Origin of the sequence: Streptomyces sp. NPDC006335, assembly GCF_040612795.1 — a bacterium.
Classification (GTDB): domain Bacteria; phylum Actinomycetota; class Actinomycetes; order Streptomycetales; family Streptomycetaceae; genus Streptomyces.
This window is the reverse complement of sequence record NZ_JBEXQX010000001.1, coordinates 876,337-899,959: the sequence shown is the minus strand read 5'-3', so window position 1 is coordinate 899,959 and position 23,623 is coordinate 876,337. Positions and strand designations below refer to the sequence as shown.

19 protein-coding genes and 1 pseudogene are annotated in these 23,623 nt (G+C 70.3%); 15 read left to right on the top strand and 5 right to left on the bottom strand.

Annotation, left to right across the window (positions count from 1 at the left end):
• Positions 1-41 precede the first annotated feature (41 nt).
• From ABZ098_RS04075 to ABZ098_RS04060, 4 genes are all read left to right on the top strand, one after another.
• On the top strand, positions 42-1,022 hold the full coding sequence (locus ABZ098_RS04075) for an aldo/keto reductase (RefSeq protein WP_356586966.1): 981 nt from the start codon (positions 42-44) through the stop codon (positions 1,020-1,022).
• Positions 1,023-2,440: 1,418 nt separating this feature from the next.
• On the top strand, positions 2,441-3,877 hold the full coding sequence (locus ABZ098_RS04070) for a carboxylesterase family protein (protein WP_356586964.1): 1,437 nt from the start codon (positions 2,441-2,443) through the stop codon (positions 3,875-3,877).
• A 59-nt stretch (positions 3,878-3,936) separates the two neighbouring features.
• Positions 3,937-4,959 carry a zinc-binding dehydrogenase gene (locus ABZ098_RS04065; RefSeq protein WP_356586962.1) on the top strand — a complete coding sequence of 341 codons (1,023 nt, stop codon included), beginning with the start codon at positions 3,937-3,939 and terminating at the stop codon, positions 4,957-4,959.
• An 83-nt stretch (positions 4,960-5,042) separates the two neighbouring features.
• Positions 5,043-5,294: a cyclophilin-like fold protein gene (locus ABZ098_RS04060; protein WP_356587623.1), complete on the top strand. Its 252-nt coding sequence runs from the start codon at positions 5,043-5,045 to the stop codon at positions 5,292-5,294.
• A 28-nt stretch (positions 5,295-5,322) separates the two neighbouring features.
• On the opposite strand, the gene ABZ098_RS04055 is transcribed toward ABZ098_RS04060, so the two are convergent.
• The gene (locus ABZ098_RS04055; RefSeq protein WP_356586960.1) at positions 5,323-6,168 is read right to left on the bottom strand and encodes an AraC family transcriptional regulator; all 846 of its coding nucleotides are present in this window, start codon (positions 6,166-6,168) and stop codon (positions 5,323-5,325) included.
• Between the two features lie 237 nt (positions 6,169-6,405).
• Between ABZ098_RS04055 and ABZ098_RS04050 the strand changes: the two are divergent.
• From ABZ098_RS04050 to ABZ098_RS04025, 6 genes and pseudogenes are all read left to right on the top strand, one after another.
• Positions 6,406-6,713 (top strand): annotated as a pseudogene (locus ABZ098_RS04050) (MmcQ/YjbR family DNA-binding protein).
• Positions 6,710-7,078, top strand: a complete 369-nt coding sequence (locus tag ABZ098_RS04045) for an MmcQ/YjbR family DNA-binding protein (protein ID WP_356586958.1) — start codon at positions 6,710-6,712, stop codon at positions 7,076-7,078. The pseudogene ABZ098_RS04050 and the gene ABZ098_RS04045 overlap by 4 nt, the downstream one beginning before the upstream one ends.
• 117 nt (positions 7,079-7,195) lie before the next feature.
• Positions 7,196-7,621 (top strand): AAA family ATPase, encoded by a 426-nt coding sequence (locus ABZ098_RS04040; RefSeq protein ID WP_356586956.1) that lies wholly within the window; start codon positions 7,196-7,198, stop codon positions 7,619-7,621.
• Positions 7,622-7,739: 118 nt separating this feature from the next.
• Entirely contained in the window at positions 7,740-8,495 is a 756-nt protein-coding gene (locus tag ABZ098_RS04035; RefSeq protein ID WP_356586954.1) for an SDR family oxidoreductase, read from the top strand.
• A gap of 40 nt (positions 8,496-8,535) precedes the next feature.
• The gene (locus tag ABZ098_RS04030; RefSeq protein WP_356586952.1) at positions 8,536-9,222 is read left to right on the top strand and encodes a TetR/AcrR family transcriptional regulator; all 687 of its coding nucleotides are present in this window, start codon (positions 8,536-8,538) and stop codon (positions 9,220-9,222) included.
• Positions 9,223-10,331: 1,109 nt separating this feature from the next.
• Positions 10,332-10,664, top strand: a complete 333-nt coding sequence (locus ABZ098_RS04025; protein WP_356586950.1) for an amphi-Trp domain-containing protein — start codon at positions 10,332-10,334, stop codon at positions 10,662-10,664.
• A 15-nt stretch (positions 10,665-10,679) separates the two neighbouring features.
• Here ABZ098_RS04025 and ABZ098_RS04020 read toward each other — a convergent pair whose 3' ends face one another.
• Entirely contained in the window at positions 10,680-11,531 is an 852-nt protein-coding gene (locus ABZ098_RS04020) for a class II glutamine amidotransferase (protein WP_356586948.1), read from the bottom strand.
• 647 nt (positions 11,532-12,178) lie between these two features.
• Between ABZ098_RS04020 and ABZ098_RS04015 the strand changes: the two genes are divergently transcribed.
• The gene (locus ABZ098_RS04015; protein WP_356586946.1) at positions 12,179-13,663 is read left to right on the top strand and encodes a ricin-type beta-trefoil lectin domain protein; all 1,485 of its coding nucleotides are present in this window, start codon (positions 12,179-12,181) and stop codon (positions 13,661-13,663) included.
• Positions 13,664-13,781: 118 nt separating this feature from the next.
• Here the strand turns inward: ABZ098_RS04015 and ABZ098_RS04010 are convergent, their stop codons facing one another.
• From ABZ098_RS04010 to ABZ098_RS04000, 3 genes are all read right to left on the bottom strand, one after another.
• The gene (locus ABZ098_RS04010; RefSeq protein WP_356586944.1) at positions 13,782-14,423 is read right to left on the bottom strand and encodes a DUF6461 domain-containing protein; all 642 of its coding nucleotides are present in this window, start codon (positions 14,421-14,423) and stop codon (positions 13,782-13,784) included.
• A 116-nt stretch (positions 14,424-14,539) separates the two neighbouring features.
• Positions 14,540-15,928 carry a hypothetical protein gene (locus tag ABZ098_RS04005; RefSeq protein WP_356586942.1) on the bottom strand — a complete coding sequence of 463 codons (1,389 nt, stop codon included), beginning with the start codon at positions 15,926-15,928 and terminating at the stop codon, positions 14,540-14,542.
• An 89-nt stretch (positions 15,929-16,017) separates the two neighbouring features.
• Positions 16,018-19,386, bottom strand: coding sequence for an ALF repeat-containing protein (locus ABZ098_RS04000; protein WP_356586940.1), 3,369 nt, complete (start codon positions 19,384-19,386; stop codon positions 16,018-16,020).
• A gap of 550 nt (positions 19,387-19,936) precedes the next feature.
• On the opposite strand from ABZ098_RS04000, the gene ABZ098_RS03995 reads away from it, so the two are divergent.
• The 4 genes from ABZ098_RS03995 (at position 19,937) to ABZ098_RS03980 (ending at position 23,521) form a co-directional block, all read left to right on the top strand.
• The gene (locus ABZ098_RS03995; RefSeq protein WP_356586938.1) at positions 19,937-20,464 is read left to right on the top strand and encodes a hypothetical protein; all 528 of its coding nucleotides are present in this window, start codon (positions 19,937-19,939) and stop codon (positions 20,462-20,464) included.
• An 84-nt stretch (positions 20,465-20,548) separates the two neighbouring features.
• Positions 20,549-22,087 (top strand): FG-GAP-like repeat-containing protein, encoded by a 1,539-nt coding sequence (locus ABZ098_RS03990; protein ID WP_356586936.1) that lies wholly within the window; start codon positions 20,549-20,551, stop codon positions 22,085-22,087.
• A gap of 199 nt (positions 22,088-22,286) precedes the next feature.
• Positions 22,287-22,832, top strand: coding sequence for a SigE family RNA polymerase sigma factor (locus ABZ098_RS03985; protein ID WP_356586934.1), 546 nt, complete (start codon positions 22,287-22,289; stop codon positions 22,830-22,832).
• The gene (locus ABZ098_RS03980; RefSeq protein WP_356586932.1) at positions 22,829-23,521 is read left to right on the top strand and encodes a hypothetical protein; all 693 of its coding nucleotides are present in this window, start codon (positions 22,829-22,831) and stop codon (positions 23,519-23,521) included. The genes ABZ098_RS03985 and ABZ098_RS03980 overlap by 4 nt, the downstream gene beginning before the upstream one ends.
• The last annotated feature ends 102 nt before the right edge of the window (positions 23,522-23,623 follow it).

Here is a 23,623-nt window from a genome sequence, read left to right as displayed (position 1 = left end):
CGGCACCCACACCCACCCTCGCGTCCCAAGGAAGCGGTCCGATGAGGCACACGAAATTGCGGGACCTGGAGGTCTCCCGGATCGGCCTGGGGGCCATGGGCATGTCCTTCGGCTACACGGGCTCCGGCTCGGACGAAGTGGGCTCCGTCCGTGCCCTGCACCGCGCCCTCGACCTTGGTGCGACTTTCCTCGACACCGCCGAGATCTACGGGCCCTACACCAACGAGCGGCTCGTCGGCCGGGCGATCGGCGGCCGTCGCAACCAGGTGGTGCTCGCCACGAAGTTCGGCTTGGTCTCCCACGCGGGCGGCGGGACGGGACGGCTCGACAGCAGCCCGGCGAACGTCCGTACCGCCGTGGAGGGTTCGCTGCGGCGGCTCGGGACCGACCACATCGACCTCTGCTACCAGCACCGCGTCGACCCCGATACCCCTATCGAGGACACCGTCGGCGCCCTTGCCGACATGGTCGCCGAGGGCAAGATTCGCCACATCGGTCTCTCCGAGGCGGGACCCGCCACGATCCGCCGCGCACACGCCGTCCATCCGATCACCGCGGTCCAGTCCGAGTATTCCCTGTGGACCCGCGACCCGGAGGAGACCGTACTGCCGGTCCTGCGGGAACTGGGCATCGGATTCGTGGCCTACTCGCCGCTCGGCCACGGCTTCCTCACCGGCACCGTCCGCTCGGCCGGGTGTTTCGACGCCTTGGACCTCCGGGCGGACAATCCCCGCTTCACTGCGGAGAACCTCCCGCGGAACCTGCACATCGTCGACGAGATCGAAGCTGTTGCCGCCGAGGCCGGCGCCACCCCGGCACAGGTCGCCCTCGCCTGGCTGCTCGCCCGGGGAGACGACGTTGTGCCGATCCCCGGCAGCCGACGGGCCGCCCGCGTCGAGGAAAACGTGGCGGCCACCGAGGTCCGGCTGAGCCGCGAGCAACTCGCCCGGCTCGACGCCCTCCCGCCCGCCACGGGCGAGCATCACACGGAGGAGCAGATGCGGATGATGGAACGCCCGTAGTGCTCGACGCGGTTTGTCCGTCGGCGTCGACCTGGCGCCGTGAGGGGCGTGCTGAGCCAGGAGGGACCTGGCATTCCTCTGGCCTGCGACAGCGGTCAGAGAGGCCTAGTCCCGAGTCACAGGGGCGGAGCTTCCGCGCGCTGGAAGGGCAATCCGCTGCGGGCGGGTTCGATGCCCTCGTCTGAGCTGGGGCGACCTCTTGGTGTGGCCGGACCATTTCTGCGTTGCGACGGATTGAGGCCGCGTTGAGGCCGCAAGGACAGGAACAGACTGACAAGGGCTGACCAACCCCAACATGGATAACCGCATCTGACCTGCGAAAACGTCAAGGATGAGCGTTGATCGGCAAGGACCGCCAAGATCCTCAAAGGACTCATAATCCGTCGGCCGTGGGTTCGAGTCCCACCCGCCCCACCGTTCACCCCTGTGACCTGCGGAAACGTCTCATCTGGGGTGCGGATTCAGGGCGTTGGTCCGCGGGCTGAATCCGCTGCTCGTGAGTTCGACTCCGTTGCCATCAGCGTTGGTTGAGGCCACTCTGAGCTGCGCAGACGTATCGGCCCATGGCTGGAAACAGCCCGGACTGGAAACGGCCCAGAGAGGACCGACAGGCGGGGCGGGAGCGGCCGGGCTGGGCGGCTCCCGCACATACAGCCGCCGGTCTTCCTGCTCATCCCGTTCCTCCCGGGGCAGCGACGGCCATCGCTCAGGCGGGACGTGGTCCGCTGCCCAGGGCCGCCGAGGGCGTGCTGCTACTGATCGCCGACGACGTGGCGTGGCTCGAGGAGGCCGACGCAGCCGTCCTCGGGTTCGTCGCGCGGCGCGTCACGGACGCTCCGATGTCGAGCACGACCTTGCCGACAGCGCGGCGGCGGGAAAGCTCCCGGTAGGGAGCCGGCGGGATACTCACCACGACCCCGTCACCGGCGCGGGCCGCCTCCTAGGGTGTCGCGGCGCGGGCTCGCCGACCGAGCTCGGCGGCCGTCTCTGCCGGGTCTGGAGACCGCGGGATTTGGACAGGAGGACGTCGGCCGACCGCGATCCTGGTTCAGGGAGCTGCTGAACAGAACCAGACCTCCCGTCCTGACGACCGGTGACAGCTATCCGGACCAGGAGCGCCTCCTCCTGCGCATCTCCCTCGACCGCCTCAGCAGCCGCAACACCGCACCCCTACGAAGAAGAGACCGACCTCTTGGGGGAGGTCAGGCTGGCCCGTTGGCCGACGATCCGGCCGTCGGCCGTGTAGGAGAAGTGGCCTGCACCGAGATCTTGTTGCCGAAGTGTCACCTGATGACCACCGGGTGACCGCCACCGCCGGGCGTTTTGCCGGATCCCGGGAAACGATGGGAGACGTCACCGCGAGCAACCAACCGCCGAAGCACCGCGCGAACACCCGAATCGCGCTGGAAGGACATGCCTTGACCGCCACTGCTCCCAAGGCTCCGACTGCACCCGGGGTGCGGTCCTGGTGGGGAATCCCGTACGCCACCGCCGAGCGGTACCGCCGCCCCGTGGTCGCGGATTTCGATCCGGACCGTCCCTATGACCGCAAGGGCGTCGTCTCTGTCCAGCCCGACAGCGGCGACTGGCTGGAAGCGGACAGCGGGATGGGCGAGGACTGTCTGAACCTGAACGTGTGGGCTCCTGAGCAGCCGGCCGGGACGGCGCTTCCGGTGGCCGTGTACATCCACGGCGGCGGATTCGAGTACGGCGCGAACACGCAGATCGCCTCGAACGCCTCCGGCCTCGCCGCGTCGGGGCGCGTGGTGGGTGTGTCGGTCAACTACCGGCTCGGCGCGCTGGGTGCGCTCTCGCTCTCGCAGTACGGCGGGCGGCTCGCCGAGGCCAGTAACCTCTGCCTACAGGATGTCATCGCCGCACTGACCTGGATCAAGCGGAACATCGCCCACTTCGGTGGCGACCCCGACAACGTCACCGTCTACGGCCACAGCGGCGGCGCCTATGCCACCTTCGGGCTGCTCGGCGCCGCCTCCGCAGGCGGCCTTTACCGGCGATTGGCCGGCTTCTCCGCCGGGCCCTCGCGTCTCCAGCCGGCCTGGTGGGCCGAGGAACTCGCCCACCGCTTCGTCACCGAGCTCGGCGTCGCGGACAACCCGGAGAAGCTGCTCGACCTTGATACGGCCTCCCTGGTGACCGCCCTGCACAAGGTCACCCCGACGGACCTCGGAGTCCGTGGCGGGATGGACAGCAAGAGCCTCGGCGTCGTCCTGGACGCCGGACAGCCCGGCGCGGTGCTGCACGCCCACCCCATGGACGAACTCGCCTCGGGCGCACACCGTGATGTCGACGTGCTGCTGAGCATGGCCAGTGACGACATGGGCTGGTGGGTGGCGAACGACCTCGACCGGTTCGACCCGCACACCGTCGACCGCATCGTCGACGAGGTCGCCGGGTGGCGCGTTCCCCGCTCCCGCGCCAAGAAGATCGTCGACGCCTACGACCAGGGCGGCCGCACCCCTGCCGAAGCCCGCGCCGCACTCCTGTCGGACTACATCTTCGGGCTCCCCGCAGCCCGCGGCGCCCTGGCGCACACCGCGGCGGGCGGCAACGCGCATCTCCTTCTGATCGGGCCCGCCGAGGGCGCGCCCGCCGTGCACGGCACCGAGATGTACGCGCTGGTCGGCCAGGAGCGGCCGGGCCGCAGCGCGGAACAGGCCGAGCGCGACACGCGTATCCGCGACATCGTGCTCGAATTCGCCACCGGCGAGCAGCCCCGGCTGTGGCCCGCCGTCACGAACCGGCCCACCTCGGCAAGCGTCGGCAACCCTCCCTTCGAGGCCACCACCCACTATCAGCAGGCCCTCGACGTGTGGGAGGGCATCGACCGCCCCTGACGGGCCTCGGGCGATACCCAACCGCGCACCACGGGGGCGAACAGAGGGAGGAATCCGACATGGGCCAACCGACAGCAGTCGGCGAGGCGGCATCAGCAACGATGCGGGCCGTCGTCGTCACCCGGCCCGGCGGCCTCGACGCACTGGAGATCCAGGATGTGCCGGTGCCCGTACGCAAGCCCGGCTGGGTGCGGATCAGGGTGAAGGCGTTCGGCGTCAACGAGTCCGAGGTCACCACCCGCAAGGGCGACTCGGACGCCGAGGTCAGCTACCCGCGTGTGCCCGGCATCGAGGGCGTCGGCGTGGTCGATGAGGCCGATGAGGACAGCGGACTGCGGCCGGGACAGCAGGTGGCCACGATGATGGGCGGCATGGGCCGCTCCTACGACGGCACGTACGCCCAGTACGTGAGCGTCCCAGCCGGGCAGGTCATCCCGTTCGAGTCCGGTCTGCCGTGGGAGGTCGTCGGTGCGCTGCCGGAGATGTTCCAGACCGCCTACGGATCGCTGACCACCGGCCTGGACCTCAAGGCCGGGCAGAAGCTCCTGATCCGCGGCGGCACCTCCACGGTCGGGCTGAGCGCGGCCACGATCGCGAAGGACCTCGGAGCCACCGTGCTGTCCACCACCCGCAGCCCGGGTCGGGCCGGGGAACTGCGGGCCGCGGGCGTCGACCATCCCCTCGTCGACAGCGGCACGATTGCCGACCAGGTGCGCGAGCTGATGCCGGAGGGTGTCGACGCCGTACTGGAGCTGGTGGGCTGCTCGGTCCTCGCCGACACCCTGCGCACCGTTCGCCGGCATGGCACTGTCTGCTTCACCGGAGCCCTGGCGGGCCAGTGGACGATCCCCGATTTCAGCCCGTTCATGATCCCGGGCGGGGTGCGGCTGACGTCCCATGGCGGTCAGGCAGCCGACCTCCCGGCCGACGTCCTCGCCCACCAGCTCCAGGCCATCGCCGCAGGACGCCTCAACGTCCCGGTCGCGAAGGTCTACCACGGCCTGGCACAGGTCCGTGACGCCCAGGCCGACGTCGAGTCCGGCACCACGCCGGGCAAGCACGTCGTCGTCCTGGACGACTGAGACCCGGGCAACCGAGAAACGACGACCCACCACTCCCGGTGCGCGAGGGCCGAGGAAGTAAGCGCCGGTGAGCACGGAACGACCTGTTCAAGCGGGAGAAGTGCGGTCACCGGTCCCGGTCTCTCGCCGTGGGAGGCGAGCCGCGGTTCAGCTACGAGATCGGCGACATCACCTACTGGTCACCTTGTCCCGACATCGCCGTCTTCTATGACCACGACGGCGAGTCCATCCCCGACCCCGGCATCGTGATCCTCGGGAAAATCGACCACTTGGGGGCCGATGCCCTCAACAAGTACGACGGCGCGGTCGACGTCGCCATCGAGGCCATCGACTGAGAACCGGCCGGAAACCACCGAGATCTCGTCAATCAAGGGAGCGAGGGGGGAGAATCGGGGATTCGCCGGCCGCGAAGGCGGACGGGGTGAGGCCGGTGCGGTCGCGGAAGAAGCGGCCGAAGTTCGCGGGATCGGTGAAGCCGAGGTGCACGGCCACGGTCCGGGCATCCCATTGGGCGCTTCTCAGCAGGCGCCGGGCTTCGAGGAGGCGCCGCTCGTCGATGAGTTCACGTACTCCCTTTCCGGTGGCGTCCTGGGTGGCGCGGCTGAGGGTGCGGACCGAGCAGCCGAGCAACTCGGCGTAGTCCGCGGCCTGGTGCAGTTCGCGAAAGTGCAGCTCCAGCACGTCCAGGAAGCGCCCGTACCTGTCGGCTCGGCCGGTGCCGGCGGTGGCCGTGCCGATGGGGGCGATGCCCGGGGAGCCGGCCAGGCGCAGCAGCAGTGATTCGAGCAGGCTGCGCCGCAGGGCGTGGTGGATGTCGAGGGGGCGGCGCCCCAGTGCGCGGTGTTCGTCCAGGAGCTGGAGTGCCGTCTGCTGGAGCCAGCCGGTGTCGTCGGGGTGCGGGCTGAGCACGGCAGGGGCCTCGTGCGCGGTGAGCGGGGCCAGGAGACGGGCGATGTCGGGCCGCAGTACGTCCGGTTCGAACAGGATGAACGGGCCGCGGGCCGCGCCGGGCGGGTGCCAGCACTGCGCATGCCCCGGACGCACCCACAGCCACTGGCCGGCGGCGACCGTCCACGTGACGTGATCGACGTCGTGGCGCAGCTCACCCTCGGTGACCGCGATGAGGTAGTGGAAGGTAGCGCGGCCTGGACGGGGCGGGTTCCACGGCCAGTCGTCGTGCTGGGCGAAGAAGTCCTCGACGGTGCTCACCTCAAGGCCGTAGGGAGTGCCGACCGGGGGCTGGAAACCGTACAGCGGAACCGCAGCTGGTCCGGCCGTGCTTCCGCTCGGACCGGGGTGTCGCTTGTCGACCATCACGTGTCCGCAGCCTACCGCCCTTGCGGTCGGCTGCGGCGGAAGGATGGGACGTGCCGGCGCGCCCGCGCGGCGCGCTCCGCGCCTTGTGCGATGCCGCAGCCCGTCACCACCTGAGGAGGCTCACCATCCATGAATGGATCGGCCTTGCACAAGACCGCCGCCGACTGCGCGGAGAAACTCCCCGGGGCTCAGATGGAGCATCCCTTCGGTCCCGACTGGGAGGTCTACACGGTGCGCGGCAAGGTGTTCATGCTGATGACCGACGTCCCGGGCGGCCTGTCGTGATCCTCAAGGCGGACCGCGGAGAAGGCGGCGACGAGAAGCTCGTCAGGGAGCTCGTCACCGACTCCTATCGTCTCGTCGTCGCTCACCTGCCCAAGGCCGAGCGGCCTGTCGACCCGCACACATACGGCACCGGCACGCGGGGGGCCCGGTGAGCGCGGCGGGTGAGCGGCTCCAGGGCACCGCCCGCCGGGCGGCCCTGGCCCTCCCCGACGTCAGCCACGGCTACCCCTTCACCCCGGGACTCGACGTGTACAAGGTCGCGGGGAAAGTGTTCCTGATCGTCACCGACGACCCGGACGAACAGATCATCACGGTCAAGTGCGAACCCGAACAGGCCCGCGCGCATGTAAGCGGCTACCCCTCGATCTCACCGGGCCGCTACCTCGACAAACGCCACTGGATCTCGCTCGGGCCTGGCCCCGGTATCACCGAGCGGCTGGTCACCGACGCGGTCGAGGATTCCTACGATCTGGTCGCCGAGCGGCTGCCGCGACGCGACCGCCCCAGTGCCCGATGAGCACCGCGAGCTTCCCCACGAGCGGCTGAGCCACACCTGTCAGTGCCCGTTGCCCAGTGCCCAGTGCCCAGTGCCCAGCGCACGGCTCACCCCGTCCGCTTACGACCCGAGAGACCCATGGAACCGACCTTGCCGCTCTTCGGTGAGGAGCCCGCCCGGCCCCTCGCCGACCGCCTGCGCCCCACCCGGCTGGAAGATGTCGTCGGGCAGGACCATCTCCTGGCCCCGGACGCCCCGCTGGGCCTCATGGTCGCCCAGCAGCGCCTCGGCTCCGCCATCCTGTGGGGCCCGCCCGGCGTCGGGAAGACGACCATCGCCCGGCTCCTCGCCGACGCTGCCGACCTGGCCTTCGAGCCGGTGTCGGCCACCTTCTCCGGCGTCGCCGATCTGCGCAAGGTCTTCGCCGCCGCACGAAGCCGACGCGGCATCGGCCAGGGCACGCTGCTGTTCGTCGACGAGATCCACCGCTTCAACCGGGCACTCCTCGCCCCAGGTGGATGCGGACCGATGTCGGCCGCCTGCTCCGGCGCGACGCGTCCGTAACCGAACGACTCCAGGCGTCGATGGTAAGTGGACTGACTTGCCTTATGGGTGGCGCGAGGGTTACCTTCACATGGTGAGTCCACTGACTTACCTTACGACTCGGCAAGGAACAATCAACATGACTCGTCTTGCGGGCAAGCGCGCCCTCGTCACCGGCGGCACGAGCGGGATCGGTCTGGAGACCGTGCGGCGTTTTGTCGCGGAGGGGGCCGACGTGCTGGTCACGGGCGTCACCCCGGCCAGCATCGACAAGGCGCGGCAGATCCTCGGGGACAAGGTGCCGGTGGTGCAGGCCGACGCACGCGATCTCGATGCGCAACGCGGCCTGGTGGAGCGGGTGCGTGAGCACTTCGGGGCGCTGGACGTGGCGTTCCTGAACGCCGGCGTCTCGGACTGGCGGCCGTTCGAGGACCACACGGAGGACAGTTACGACCGGCTCTTCGACATCAACGTCAAGAGCGTCTTCTTCCTCACCCAGGCCCTGGTGCCCGTGCTGGCCAACCCGTCCTCGGTCATCCTCAACGCGTCCAACAGCGCGCACGGCGGCTACGGGCACTCGAACGCCTACGCCGCGACGAAGGCGGCTGTCTCCTCCCTGATGCGGTCGTGGAACGCGGACCTGCTCAGGTCGCACGGCATCCGGTTCAACGCGGTCAGCCCCGGCCCGGTGGACACCCCGCTCTACTCCAAGCTCGGGATCGAGGACCCCGCGCAGCGGGTGGCGGTCCTGGAGGGGATCAGCGCCGGCATCCCGCTCGGTCGCATGGGCCTGCCCGAGGAGGTCGCGGAAGCCGTCGTGTACCTGGCCTCCGACGCCTCCGCCTTCGCTGTGGGCCAGGACCTTATCCTGGACGGCGGCCAGACCGTCCTCTGACAGCGAGGGCGCGGCCGGGAGACGGGCGAGGGGCGTGGGCATGTCGGTGGAGGACCGAGCGGCAACCGGTGGCGACACGTGCCAGGCCGGATATCACGCGCAGATCAAAGAGGAGAACCGCGCGCGCATCATCCGCGCCGCCCGGGACCTCTTCCTCGCCCGGGGATACGACAAGACCTCCCTCGCCCAGATCGCCAAGCAGGCCCGCGTCTCCACCGGCACCCTCTTCAAGCGGTACCCCACCAAGGCCGCACTGTTCGCGGCCGTCACCTCCGAGCAATGGCAGCTGGACCTGGAGTACGCCGCACCGCCGCCGCCCGGCGATCCCCGGTATGGTCTGGACCACATCGGCCGTGACTACGCCTGCCTGGTGGCGCGGCCCGGCACGGCGGCGCTGTGCCGCCTGATCATCACCGAGCTTCCCCAGATGCCGGAACTCGCCGACATCGTCGGCACCGGGTTCGCCATCGACCGCGGACCCTTCTTCGACCGGCTCCGCGACTACCTGGAAACCGAGGCGCAGGCCGGCACACTCGACTTCCGTTCGGCCGACGGGCAGGCGCAGTCGGCATCCGCAGTGGCCGAACAGTTCCTCGGCATGATCTGCGCCCAGTTGCTGTGGCCTCAACTCGTACGGACCGACTTCGTCCCGCCCGACCCCACCGACGCCGCGATCGTGGACGAAGCCGTCGCCCTCATGCTCGCCCGCTATCGCACCGGATCCTGAACCCTGGACCACCAGCTCATGTGGCACGACCCCGATACGTCGTTCTCCGGGACAGGTGCACGTGTGGGTGACCCGATCGACAACGAAGGGCGGCGAGCGCGACCGGTCCTACCAGTAACCGACAGCGGCGACAGCTGAGCCAGGACCGTGGCCTGCCGGTACTCCTGACGTGCGACCCCGGCGTTGCGTGTCGGTGGCGCGACCACCGACAAGTGATCGACGAAGTACGGCGGGTGAGTACGGCAGTTCACCCGCGCGTGCCATGCCCCGGACTGGGTGTAGGCGAGGTGGTTCAGTGCACGGGGCGGGTGCGAGGGCGCGCCTCGGGTGGGCGGTCGGCGAGAGGCTTGACGCCCGTCCGTGCAGCTGCGGACGCTACTGCCTGAGATCGATCATGCGGACGCTGCGCATGGTTTCGAGAGCCTCGGTCGGCGACCTGCTGGCCGCTGTCGGAGACGCGGGTGATGGAGCCGATGACCAACAGCCACCGGGGCCGTCGGCGTGGGCGTGGACGTCGGCCGCCTCGTACAGCAGACGATGGATCAGAGCGGGGGAGCGGTCCTCCTCGCCGAAGGCGCGCTGCATGAAGCTGCCCCTGCCGTTGGCGTAATAGTCGACGCTGCGAAGAAGAGGCCCTCCTTGCTGCCGAAGGCCGCGTAGGGACTGGGGGTTTTGACCCCATCTCTCACGTGAGGACGGCCACCGAGGTGCCGTCGTATCCGTGCTGCCAGAAGGCCGGCATGGCCATCTCCAGGATGTCGTCCAGATCGAACTTACGGCCCTGGCCGCGTACGCCTGCCATCAGGTGCTCCCGCATCGTCGTCGGTGAGTGTGCTCTGGCGGGGCGCAATCATTGTCCTGCGTGTGCTCGCCCTGGTGGCCGACGTCGACCGTAATCCGCTCTGGTGTCATGAGGTCCGCGCGGCCGACGTGTCGCCGTGACGGGCGGCGCTCTGTTCTTCGGCATGGACGGCACCTTGATCGACTCCACCGGCGCCATCGACCGGGCGGTGACGGTCGTTCGCTGCTGCTCCCCGCCGTGCGGATGTCCGATCTCTTCCGTCGTCGCAGAATTGGCGTTATGCCCTGTTTTCGGATCGGAGGCATCCATGAAGGACCTCAAGTTCGAGCAGAAGAGTTCGCTGTCGCGCGTCGAGGCGGCCGACCGGCTCGACGCGCTCGCGGCCGCGCTGAGAGGCGCCGGGGAGGCCGAACTGGATCTCGGCCCCGGGACGCTGAGCCTGCGCGTTCCCGACGACCTTCGCAGCGAGATGGAAGTGGAGGTCGGCGACGGTGAGGTCGAGCTGGAGATCGAGTTCAAGTGGTCCACCGCACCGGCCCGGACGGCGTCGTCCCGGGCGTCCGCCGGCACGGCGAAGGACACGAGGAGGAAGAGCGTGCCCGCCAAGCCCGGTCGTGGCGGCAGGGGAAAGAGCGGTTGAGGAGGAGTCGGCGCGTCACACCGGTTCCGGGACGAAGGGATACAGCTCTTCGGAGCCGTCCTGGATGACGTGGTAGCTGCTCTCCGGTACCTCGTTCCAGGCGCCGGGCAGGTCGCCGAGAGGTTCGGAAACGATGAGGCGGGTGTCGTCGGACACCTCTCGCAGGAACGCCGCATCAGGGTGCAGTCTGCGCAGCGCGTCCACGCGGGTGCTGTAGAACAGGGACCGGGAAGCGCCCTCGCTCGAGTAGCGGAAGGCCCACACGCGTTCGCCGTCGGTCACGCCGATCGTCATCTGCAGCGGAAACTCCACACCGTGGTCGCGGCCGCTGCGCTCCACCGCACCCACCATCCGGGCCACGGCACTCGGCGGGTCCTGGTCCAGGCCGAAGGTGAGCGCCAGGTAGAACATCACCTCCGAGTCCGTCGTCCCTTCGATGTCGGAGTACAGCCCAGGGGCGACGAGCAGGGACAGGTCGCGGCGCATGAGGTGGAAACCCTCGATGGCGCCGTTGTGCATCCACATCCAGCGGCCGTGCCGGAACGGGTGGCAGTTCGTCTGCTGCACCGCGGTGCCGGTCGTCGCCCGGATATGGGCGAAGAACAACGGGGAGCGGACATGATCGGCGAGCTCCCTCAGGTTGCGGTTGTTCCAGGCGGGGCCGACGTCCGTGAACAGGGCCGGGGTGCCGATGCTCTCCTGTGGACCGCTCTCCTGTGCATACCATCCGACGCCGAAACCGTCGCCGTTCGTCGTCTCCACACCCAGCCGCGAGTGCAGGCTCTGATCGATCAGCGAGTGGGCCGGTTTGTAGAGGATGGTGTCGAGGAGCAGGGGTGTTCCCGAGTAAGCGAGCCATCGGCACATGAACGATCACCTGTGTTCCTGACCGCACCCGCGGGAGCGTCCTGATCTCCCGCCCGCGGCGTCCGGAGTCCGCGACGAGTCCGCCGGTCACCCGACCTGACCGCGGCGCCCCGCTGTCCCGCCGGATCGGCGCGAGCGCGTTCGGTAGGGTCGGCGTCCTCCGCGTCGGGGGCGGCGCGGTGTCCGATGACCGGGTGGCTCCTGTCCGATCCCATCTTCGCCTCCCTCGCGGCGCCTCGCCATGGGGGCGCGGATCGCCGGCCGGAGCTCCGGGCCGGGCCGTCCACCGCTCGGCGGTGTCACAAGGGAACGCCGACCGGTCCCGGCGGACGGGGACGCCGACCGGTCCCGGCGGGCGGCTCCCGTCGGGTGCCGGAGACAGAGCCGCTCGTTCCCGCACATAGGTGCGTTGTCGCGCCTCGCCCGTGAACTGGCTCCGGGTCCAACGAGGTTCTGGCGTGTTTCGGATGTGTCACGGGTCTTGTCATCACAGCGCGCATCGTGCGAGTGTCCGGGCGATGGTTACGTAACCATGGCCGGTTTGCACAGGTCTGGGATGCCTGTACCGGACCCTGGCTCATCCGTGGCTCGGCTCAGGTGACGAACCCGCACTCCGCCCTCCACGATTTCCCGTCACTGGAGACGACATGACCAAGACCCCCACGAGGTCGCGAAGACTGGCCACTGCGCTCACGGCCGGCTTCGGCGCGACGCTCCTGTTGCTGACCGCCCCCGGCCCCGCCCTCGCCGAGCAGACCTCCGTGAAGCCGGCCGCCTCGTACGCTCCGGTGAACCCCGCGTCGAAGGGGGGCACCAGTGACTTCCGCGGCGTGAACTGGGCCGACCCGCGCGACAACTACGCCAGTGACGCCGTGGTGCCGAGCGGGCTGAAGGTGACCGACAGCTACCGCACCGTGTACCGCACCACGCAGAAGATGGTGAGCGGGTTCAGGAAGAACCTGGGTGCCAACACGCTGCGACTGCCGATCAACCCGGCGAGCGTGGGAACCACCTGGTGGAAGTCGTACCGGGCGACGATCGACGCGGCCACGGCCTCCGGTGACAAGGTCATCGTCAGCTACTGGGAGGCCGACTCCAGCAAGGACGGCCTGGTCGACGACACGGCCGCCTGGAAGACGATGTGGAACACCGTCGTGCGGGAGTACAAGCACAACCCGCGGGTCTACTTCGAGCCCATGAACGAGCCGCACGGCTACACCCTGGACCAGTGGGTGTCCGTGACCAGCGGCTGGCTGGCCCAGCACAAGGACGTCCCGCGCGGCCGTGTCGTGATCAGCGGTACCGGCTACAACGACAACGTCACCGGTGTCGGCGCGGCACCCCAACTGCGGGGAACGCTGCTGTCGTTGCACTTCTACGGGTTCTGGAACAGCTACACCCAGCAGTCGGACTGGACCGCCGACCTCGAAGCACGCCTCGGCAAGTACACCGGCCGCACCATCATCGACGAGGCCGGCTCCCCGATGACCATCGGCCTCAACTACGGCGCGTGGAACGGTAACATCTACACCTCGTACCTCGCGGCCGTCGCCAACACCGCCCGCAGCAAGGGCATGGGGCTGGTGTACTGGCCGGGGCTGCGCTTCGGCGACGCCTACTCGATCGAGTCGCTGGACGCCGACGGCAACCTGGTGGACAACAGCGCCACCGGAGTCGCCCTGCTGCGCTGGGGCTACGGCTTCGGCAAGACCCCGCCGGTCAACGACCTGCCGCCCGCGCCTCCCGGTGAGGTCCTGCGCGGGGTGGCCTCGGGCCGCTGCGTCGACGTGCCCGGCTTCAGCACCACCAACGGCACCCAGCTCGACCTGTGGGACTGCAACGCCGGCGGCAACCAGACCTGGAACTGGGACGCGGGCAAGCAGCTCACCGTCTACGGCAACAAGTGCATGACGGTGGGAGGCACCGGTACCACGGCAGGGGACCCCGTGGTCATCACCGACTGCACCGGCGCGGCGGCACAGCAGTGGAACGTGAACGCGGACCTCTCCGTCACCAGCGTCGCGAACCCGGCGCTCTGCCTCGACGCGGCCGGAGCGGGCACCGGCAACGGCACGTCGGTCGACGTCTGGTACTGCAACGGCGGCGGCAACCAGCAGTGGACCAGGAGCTGACACCGGCACCTGGCCGCCCCGGCCACCGGCTCTGAGTACCAGCGCCGCCGCGCTTCGCCCTACGGCGAGGCCGGCGGCGCTCCGGTGCTCCCAGGTCGTGGCCCCGTACCGCCAAGGCTCATCCGGCGAACGGCGGTTGGGGCGGAACCGGGCCCTCGCCCGCGTAGGTGTCGCCCCGCGGTGCCGACGGCGCGTCGTCCTCGGCGAGCGTCAGGCTGGGCCAGGGCCCGGCCAGGGTGTCGTCGTCCAGGGTGATGCCGAGGTGGTCGAGGACCAGGGCCACCACCGGCGCCATGCCGGTGTCCTCACCCTCGTGCGCGGCGAGCGCCGCTTCCACCCGGTCCCACCAGGAGTCGGCCCGCTCGGGGCGGGTGTGCTCCATGCCCGGCTCGAAGTTCTCGACGCACTCGCCGTCGCGCCAGTACTGGAACACGTCGAGTCCCTCGGTAGTCAGCACGCTGTAGGTCTCGGTGCCGCGGGACAGCTCGGTGAGCGCCTCGCTCCAGGATCCGACGGCACCGTCCTCCTCGACGCAGAAGGCCCACTCGCCGAGCCTCCCGGACCGCAGCAGCGAAACCCCTTCGTCACCGGAGTCGCCCGCAAGGAGATCCGAGGCCTCGTCCGCGTCGAGCGGACGCGCCTGCTCGGGATCGGCGCCGTACCGGGCGAAGACCTCCTCGGGGCTCAGGCCCCGGGTGAAAGTGACGCACATCCAGGCCGTCGCCCAGGTGAGGGAACCCACGTCCGTGCCTGCAGTCATGTCTGCCTCCGTCATTCACAGCCTTCACCGAGGCCCCGGCGTCCTTCGCGGACGCCGGGGCCGGGTTCATCATGCCGGGTCCGGGCAGATCGCCCGGTCACGGGGAGACGCGGGCGCTATGCCGTGAACTCGATGCGGAACGGGTCACCGTCCACGAGCCGCTGGTACTTGCGCAGGGAGCCGAGGACTCCGCCCGCCGAGCTGTTGGCGCGCTGGGAGATGTGGAGCCGCAGGCAGGTCTCGTTGCCCGTTTCCGGGCGGGTGGGCCAGGTCGCCGGGGCGGACCAGAGGCCGTTCACCACCTGCGGGGTCAGTTCGGCGCACAGGGTGCCGTCCTGACCGCCCTCCGACGTGCTGGCGGGCGGGAACTCGTCACAGCTGTCCTTGCCGGTCACCCCCGGGTACAGGTTGGTGAAGGGCGTGCAGGTCGCGGCGCGGTTGGCGTTCGCCTTGGTCTGGTTGACCGCGTGCAGGACGTCGGTGCCCCGCCGCCTCATGATCTCCTCGTAGACGGGCACGACGATGCCGTACTTCTCATGTGCCCTCGAGTAGCTCAGCACCGGCATCTCGTCGGTCGGTATGACGCAGCCGCGCAACCGGGGCTGCTCCTTGTCGCAGCGGATCTCGCCGCCCGCGGGGCTGGACCAGGACGCGCTGGGGTCGACCGGGGTCGCGCCGGGCATCGTCACGTACATCTTGTAGCTGGTCCGGAAAGAGGAACGGGTGGTGTCCGCCGCGAAGGCGCCGCCGTTGTACTTGGTCTTCCCGGTCTTCTCCATACCCTGTGTCAGCTCCGCGGTGCCGTACCACGGCTGCTTCGTCACCGTCGTGCAGCCGGCACCGCAGGCCACCTGCACCTTCACCACGAGACTCTTCACATCGCCGGTGACCCGGACCAGCTTGGCGGTGATCGTCTCGTTGAGGTCGAGGGACTTGTAGGAGGTGGCGAGCGTGGAGTTGACCTGGATCAGGCCGGTGCCGATGGTCTTGCCGTTCGAGTCGTAGAGGGTGTACGTGACCTCGGCGCCGTTCAGGCACAGGCCGCCGGTGCGGCTCCAGCTCCAGGTTCCCGCGCTCGTCAGCACACACGAGGGCGCGGGCGGCTCGGGGTCGTCGGCGTCCGGCTCGAACTCCGTGCCGAGACCGTCCCCCGACGGGTCGTCGGCGGCGAGGGCAGCGGCTGCCGGGGCGGCCGCGGCGGTCTTCGTACGGGGCGCGGCGGCCGTTCCACTGTCCACGCTCACACACGCGGTGACGGCGTCGGGGACCGTCGCGCGAGCTGCGGCGGGGAGCCGGGTGCAGGTGTCCTCGGCGGCGAATGCGGCGGTCTGCAAGGTCGCGGCGGGAGCGGTGGGACCACCGTCCGCGGTCGGCTCGGCCGCGGCGGTGAGGGAGGTACGGGCCGGTGCGGTGCGGCCCTCGGCGGCGCCGGCGGTACCGGTCGCGGTGAGGGCCATGGTGAGGAGCGGAGCGACCAGCACCCATCTGATGCGTGATGAGGTCATGACTTCTCTCTGCTGGGGTGGGAGAAGGAAGGGGTGAGGCGGCCGGACCGTCGCCCGGCCGCCGGATGCGCGTGGGTCGGTGTCGCTGCTCAGAAGATGGACGACAGGACCTTGGTGGCCCCGGACACGACGTCCTCGCCGACGTCGGCGATCTTGCCGACGACGGGCTTGATGAGCTTGCCGCCGGCCGCCTTGTCCGCGGCACCGATCCACTTGGACTGGCCGAAGGTGACCAGGCTCAGGCCGGTGCCGACGGCGGATTCGATGAACTCGCCGCTGGAGAAGCCGTGTTCGATACCGGTGAACAGGGTGCCGAGGGCGCCGGCGCCCATCGAGACCGCGGAGAAGAAGCCGGCCGCCGCGGCTGCCGGGGGGAACACGAAGGCGGCGAGGGCGCACCCCGCGGCCAGGAACCCGGCGCCGACGCTGATGGCGTTGAACGCGTCGGCGTAGAAGCCGGCGTCGTTCCACCACTCGTCGGTGTCCCCGCCGGTGCCGTTGGGGTTGATCTGGTCGTTGGTGTCCTTGTCGGCCGGGTCGACCTTGGCCTCGCGCTCCCGGCGGGCCTTCTCGAGGGCGGCCTCGGCAGCCGCCTGGGCCTCGGCGGCGCGCTTGGCCGCGACGATCTGCTTGGCCTGGTTGGCAGCGGCGGCCGCCGTCGCCGCGTCCTTGCCCGCCGCGATCGACGAAGCGCGGGCGGCGGCGGCCGAAGCCTGGGCGCTGTACGACGACTTGAGGGCCGAGCGGGCGGAGTCCATCGCCTTGTTCGCCGAGTAGTTCGCGGAGCGGGCGGCACGCCGGGCGGTGGACGCCGCCGTGGTCGCCCTGTTCGCGGACGCCCTGGCGTCGGCCGCGGACTTGTCGGCGGCGTCCGCGTTCCGCCGGGCCTCGTCGGCGTAGCTGTCGGCCTTGCTCGCGGAGTCGAGTGCCTTGGCCGCCCACTCCTTGGCCTCGGCGGCGGCGTTACGGGCGTCGGCGCCGGCCTTCGACGCCAGGGCGGCGTTCTCCTGCGCCTTCTGGGCGATCTTCGCCGCGGCCGCGATGGCGCCACGGACCGCGGCGACATGGGTGGCGGTGTCGTGGTCGAGCTGGGCCGTCCGGTACTGCACCAGGGAGACGAAGTTGCGGCGCATCCAGGTGGGCCCCTCCATGGCCACCTCGGCGTAAGCCCGGGTGAAGGCACCCCCGCTGATCATGAGCTGGCCGGTGAGGACGGCGTCGTCCTCCGCGATCGCCAGCGGGTAGTCGTGGTCGAAGAAGTTCTGCAGCGATTCGGTGGTGTTGATGCTGAGGGCCTTGTTCGCCGCGGCGGTGACGGCCCTGCCCGGGTTCGAGTTCAGGATGCGGCCGATCGCCACCCGGTTGTCCTCGTCGGAGGCCTTCTTCATGCCGCTGGTGAGGAAGTCGCCGACCGCCTTGGACTCGGTGCTCTTCAGGGCGTTCAGGGCCGCTTCGGCGATCTTGGGGCCGGCGATCGTGGCCACGTGCAGCGTGGTCTCCCGGTCGTCCTGTCCCTGGGCCAGGACCCGGTCGAGGTCGATCCAGGCGTACACGTCGTCGTCCGTGCCGGAGAGGGCGAACTGGGCCGCCTGCCGGGTCCAGGCGCCTCTGGAGTCGAGCAGCGCGATGGCCGCCTTGCGCCCGTGGACCGCCGCGGCCGCCATGTCGCCCGCCGTCAGCGCCTGTTCGGCCTTGGCGATCAGATCCTTGGTGGCCTGATCGGTCTGCTGCGCCTGGCCCACCTTGTTCTGATAGGTGGTCAGCTCCTTCGTCTCGATCTCGGCGAGCAGCCGGACCTCCTCGATGGCCTGCAGCTTGTCCTGCTCGAGGGTTTCCGCCTCGGCCTTCCGCGCGTTCTGCTCGACCAGGATGGCGTCCGAGACGGCCTTGGTGGCGGTGTTGGCGGCCAGGACGGCGGCCGCCGCGTGGGCGGTGGACTTGTTGGCGTAGTCGACGGCCTTGCCCGCGTTCCGTACGGCTTCCTCGGCGGCGGCCGCCGCCTTGTCGGCGTGGTCCGCCGCGGAGTTGGCCGCGTCCCGGGCGGTGCGGGCGGCCGTGGCAGCGGCCGCGGCGAGGGCCTGGGCGGTGGAGGCGGCGTTGGTGGCCCGGTTCGCGGCGGCGGAGGCGATCGCGGCCTGGCGCTTGGCCTCCGCGGCCTCCGACTGGGCGGCGCCGGCGGCGGCACCGGCCTGGGCGGAGGCGTTCGCGGCGGCGGCCGCGTTGCGTGCGGCGGAGGCGGCCGCGGAACCGGCGGCGGCGGCCTTGGTTCCGGCGACGGCGGCCTGATCGGCCGCCTTGGCCGCCGTGCGCGCCTTGGCCGCGGCGTTGCGGGCGGCGACCGCCGCGTTCTTGGCGGCCTCGGCCCTGCCGGCGTCCTTGGAGGCACCGATCGCGGCGTTGTAGGCGCGGGCCGCGGCGCTGCCGGCGTTCGCGGCGGCCTGGGCGGCGCCGGTGGCGGCCCAGGAGGCGCGCCGGGACGCCTGCACCGCGGCGTTCGAGGCGTTGATGGCGTTGCGGGCGGCGTCCGCCGCGCCCTTCGCGGCGGACGCCGCCTTGCGGGCCGCCGCCCCGGACTTCTGCACGTCCTCCTTGGCGGCGGTCGCCTCAGCGGCGGCCTTCTCCGCCGCCTCCTTCGCCTTCTCCGCGGCGGTCTGGGCGCGCGCGGAGGCCTCCACGGCGAGGTTCGTCTCCCGCTCGGCGCGCTTGCCCTCCCGCACGACGACGGCGACGAGCTCCTCGATCGTGGCCGACTCCTGGTCCCGGGCACGGGCTATGTGCTGCCCGGTCTCGATGAACCACTCCAGGTCGGCCGCGGTGCCGCTGAGGGCCCGGTCGGCGTACTTCTGCACCTCGGGGCCGGCCTGCGTCAGCATGGCGGAGACCTGTACCCGGGCGTCCTCCTGGCGCGCGTCGTACTGCTTGTCGGTGAGGAACGTGATGAGGGTCGGCTGGGTGCCGTTGTTCAGGGCGGCGGTGGCGTCCCGCTGGACCGCCCTGTCGCCGGTGGCCGACACGACGCTGGTGGCCACCTGGAGGTCCTCGAGGATGGCGGGCTTGAAGCCGTCCTTGAGGAACTCGGCGATGGCGGCGTCACCGCTGTCGAGGGCGGCGACCGCCGCGCGGCGCAGGCCCTTGCCCGCGCGGTCCAGGCTGCTGACGATGGCGACGCGGTTGTCCTGCACGGTCTGGATCGGCAGGGTCTCGGTCAGGAAGGTCTGGATCTCGCTGTCGGAGCCGACCAGGGCGGCGGCGGCCGCGGCCTTGACGCCCTTTCCGCCCGATATCCAGGCCTTGACGACCTTCGCCCGCTCGGTGTCCGGCAGCGGGACCGGATCGGGTGCCGTGCCCTCCGCCGCGGCGGCGACCGGGGGGAGGAGCACCGAGGGTGCGGTGGCCAGGGCGGTGGTGGCGGCGAGCGCGCCGAGCACGCGGCGCCGGCTCCAGAAAACGGTCTGCATAAGTGATGTGTCCCCGTGAGCTGTTGAGGGGACATGGCGGATCTCATGGGCGAGCAGATATCCGACATGCCCGTGGAATGAAAGGTCATGGGCTGCGAAGTGGCGTACAGGCGGCGCTTCTTGTCGTGCCGGACCATATCAACCGCGCTGACAAAAAAGACCAGTTGTGCGGTCCTGTTCTGCAACTTCAGTTGAAATTGGAACTTCTGACTGTCCATCGGGGAGCATTTACAGGTCCTTCACAACCTTCCGTACAACCTTTACGCAATGTGATGCAGATCACCGATTCCCCGTGCGGAATGTCGTTTTACGCATGGTTCTCTGCACTCGACCTGGAGGTCGCTTCATGTTGGTATGGCAAAGCGGATGACGATTACCGAGACGGGGGGCCTCTCGCTTCGAGGGGTAAGGGGACTGCTTTTCAAGGGAGTTGGGGCATACCCGGTGGGGCGATGTCGATATCGCATCCTGTGCACCCGAATTCGACCCCGGTGACGAACATCCGGCCGTCGGCGACGAACTTGGGGATGCAATGAAGAAATACGGCAGAATGTCCGCGCGGTCGCAGCGCAAGCGGATTGCGCTGCGTGTACTGGGTGCGGCCGCGGTCGGCAGCCTGGCGTGGATCACGGCGACCACGGGCATTCCCGGCGGGGCCTCGCAGGAGGCGAACCCCACCGCCCTGGTCGCGGGGGAATCCCCCGGTTTCGCGGTGGAGAACTTCGACTACCCGCTGGCGGACAAGATCCTTGCCGAGAAGAAGATCCTCCTCAAGCGCGGCGACGGGCACATCACCCTGGCCGACTGTGCGAGCGGGACCGGTCTCCTGGAGATCATGGCCCGCGACAAGGCGGACAAGATCTGCTTCAAGGTGGTGGGCAGCTCCGGCTGGCTGACCCTGGAGATCCCCGCGGTCTACGCGATCAAGGGCAACGACTACACGACCGCGGTCGACATGACCGTGGGCACCGAGGAGAAGTCGTTCGACATCCTCAAGAACTCCTGGACGCCGGTGGGTGAGGCCGCGGACACCGAGGGCCGCGATCACATGCTCGTCGAGATCAGGTCCTCCAAGTAACCGCAGGTCGACACCGACCCGCTCACCGCTCCGCGGTCCGGTGCCCACAGGACACGCGGCCCTCGTGACTAGGAATCCACGTTCATGCATCTCTCCGGACGCACCCGTCTCGCCGCGCTGGCCGCCGCCCTGGTCGCGGCCCCCGTCGCGCTGAGCTCCGCCCCCGCCACCGCGCTCACCGGAACCGACGCCCCGGCACAGCTGAACTACGTCGCCAAGATCAACGTCGGTGAACAGAGTGCCTGCACCGGCACCCTCATCGCCCCGCAATGGGTCCTGACCGCGGCCACCTGCTTCGCCGCGGACGGCAAGCCCGCCGAGGGCAGACCCGCCGTCGCCACCACCGTCACCGTCGGCCGCACCGACCTGACCCAGGACGGCGGCAGCGTCCTGCCGGCCATCCGGCTCGTGCCCCATGCCGACCGGGACCTGGTGCTCGTCAAGCTCGCCGCCAGGATCACCGATCCGGCCGTCACGCCCGTCCGGCTGGCCACGTCACCCGCCGCCGCGGGTGAGGAGCTGGTGAAGGCCGGGTTCGGCCGCACCAAGACCGAATGGGTACCCGACAAGCTGCACGCCGGTACCTTCACCGTCGCCTCCACCGCGGCCACGACGGTGGATCTCAACGGCTCCGACACCGCGACCGTCTGCAAGGGCGACGCCGGCGGTCCCGCCCTGCGCACCGTCGGCGGCACCACGGAGCTCGTCGCCGTCAACTCGCGTTCCTGGCAAGGCGGGTGCCTCGGCATCGACCCCGCCGAAACCCGTACCGGCGCCGTCGACACCCGCGTCGACGACATCGGAGCCTGGGTCACCCACGCCCTCTCCCGCAACCCGGACGACGTCACCGGCGACGGCAAGGCCGACCTCGTGGCCATCAAGGACGACGGCCTCCTGTGGGTCTACCCCGGCACCGGCAAGGCGAGCGGCGCCACCTTCGGCACCCGCTTCCAGGCCGGTACCGGTTGGCTGAGCCAGGACGCCGTCACCGTCGGGGACCTCAACAACGACGGCCTCGGCGACCTGTTGTCCCGTCAGGCCTCGGACGGCACGCTGTGGGTCTACCCCGGCACCGGCAAGTCCGGCATGGAGACCTTCGGCACCCGCTACCAGGTCGGCAGGAGCTGGCAGACCCAGGACATCACCCGCACCGGCGACTTCAACACCGACGGGCTCACCGATGTACTGACCCGTCAGGCCTCCGACGGCACCCTGTGGGTCTATCCCGGTACCGGGAAGCCCGGCATGGAGACCCTCGGCACCCGCTACCAGGTCGGCACCGGCTGGAAGAGCATGGACTTCGTCACCACCGGCGACCTCAACAACGACGGGCGCCCCGACGTGTTGTCCCGTCAGGCGTCCGACGGCACGCTGTGGGTCTACCCCGGCACCGGACGGGTGAGCGGCGCCTTCGGTGCCCGCTACCAGGTCGGCAGGAGCTGGCAGACCCAGAACGCCCTGCGCACCGGGGACTACAACGGTGACGGGCTCACCGACGTGCTGTCCCGTCAGGCCTCCGACGGCACCCTGTGGGTCTACCCCGGCACCGGCAAGTCCGGCATGGAGACCCTCGGCACCCGCTACCAGGCCGGCACCGGCTGGGGGCCCTACCGCATCCTCTGAACCGGTTGCCGCCCCCAGGAGGAAGCCCGGGGCCACGACGCGGGCGCGGGACGCCTCGTCGTGGCCCCGCGGTCATGACCGGCCGGGTCCGGCGGTGCCCGACGCCCCACCGGCTCCGGTCCGGGCGAGAAAGTCCGAACGGCAGGGCAGTCGAACCTCCCTCCCCACCCGTCTTTACAGGGGAACGAGGGAGGGCGCATTGAACGCCGACGAGGAACGCCAGTTCCGCGAGTTCGTGGCGGCGCGGTCGAGATCGCTGCTGCACACGGCCTACCTGCTGACCGGGGACTGGGAGCAGGGCCGGGACCTGCTCCAGACCGCGCTCGCCGCCACCGCCCGGCGCTGGTCGAAGCTGCGCGACCGGGAGCAGCCGGAGATCTATGTGCGCCGGGCGCTCTACCACGCCCAGGTGGACCGCTTCCGGCTGCTCAGCTGGGGCCGCGAGACGGTCACCGACACCCTGCCGGACCAGCCGTCCGCACAGGCCGCCGACTGGGCCGACACCGTGGCCCAGCGGCAGGACATCATGGCCGCGCTGCGGCGGCTGCCCAAGCGCCAGCGCGCGGTGATCGTGCTGCGCTACTTCGAGGACCGTCCGGACGCGGAGATCGCCGCGATCCTGGGCGTCGCCCAGGGGACCGTCCGCAGCCAGACCCACAAGGCCCTCGCCTCTCTCCGCAGCACTCTGGCCGAGGCGGGACCTTCGGGTGCCTCCTCCACCGTCTCCGGAAGGGGCGTCGCATGAACGACTCGACCGCACACCCGCTGCACGACGCCCTGCACGCCCACGTCCTGGAGAGCGGCGGTGACGCCGGTGCCCATCTGGTCGGTCTGGCCGACGGCGCCTTGCGGAGCGCCCGGCGGCGGCAGCGGCTGACCCGCGCCGGGATCGGCCTCGTCGCCGCCGCCGCGGTCGCCACCGGCTGGGCGGCCGTCGCGGACGGGGCATCCTCCCGCGCGCACGTGGTTCCGCCCGCTGCCGGGAACAGCACCGCCGAGGCGACCCTGGTCTCCTTCCTGCCGGTCACCTCGTCCGACGAGCACGCCTGCCCGCCTGGCAGCGGCGGCTACACCGTGCCCGCGAGCGCGACCCACCCGGACCTCTGCGTCCGGGCCGACCGGGCCGCGGGCATGACCGACGTCAAGGTCGCCTCCGCCAGGGCCGAGAAAAGCAGCGTCACCGGCACCTGGCAGGTCGAGGTGCGCTTCGACCCCACCGACCGGAACCGTTTCGCCGCCCTCACCGGCTCCATCGCCTCGGCGCCGCTCCCGCGCAACGAGATCGCCATCGTGGTCGACGGCAAGCTCTGGGGCCTCCCCTACGTGTCCGCCTCGATCACCGGCGGCCGTTTCGTGATCTCCGGCCCCTACCTGGGCGACCTCACCGCCGCCGCCGCCCGCGACCTGGCCCACCGACTGGATCCCGGCACGTGACCGGAACGGCGGGGGAGGGACCGTAGAGCCCGGCCCGTACGGTGATCCCGTACGGGCCTCCTCCCACCCGCCCCCGTCGCGAACTCCGCCGCGCGAGGGTGC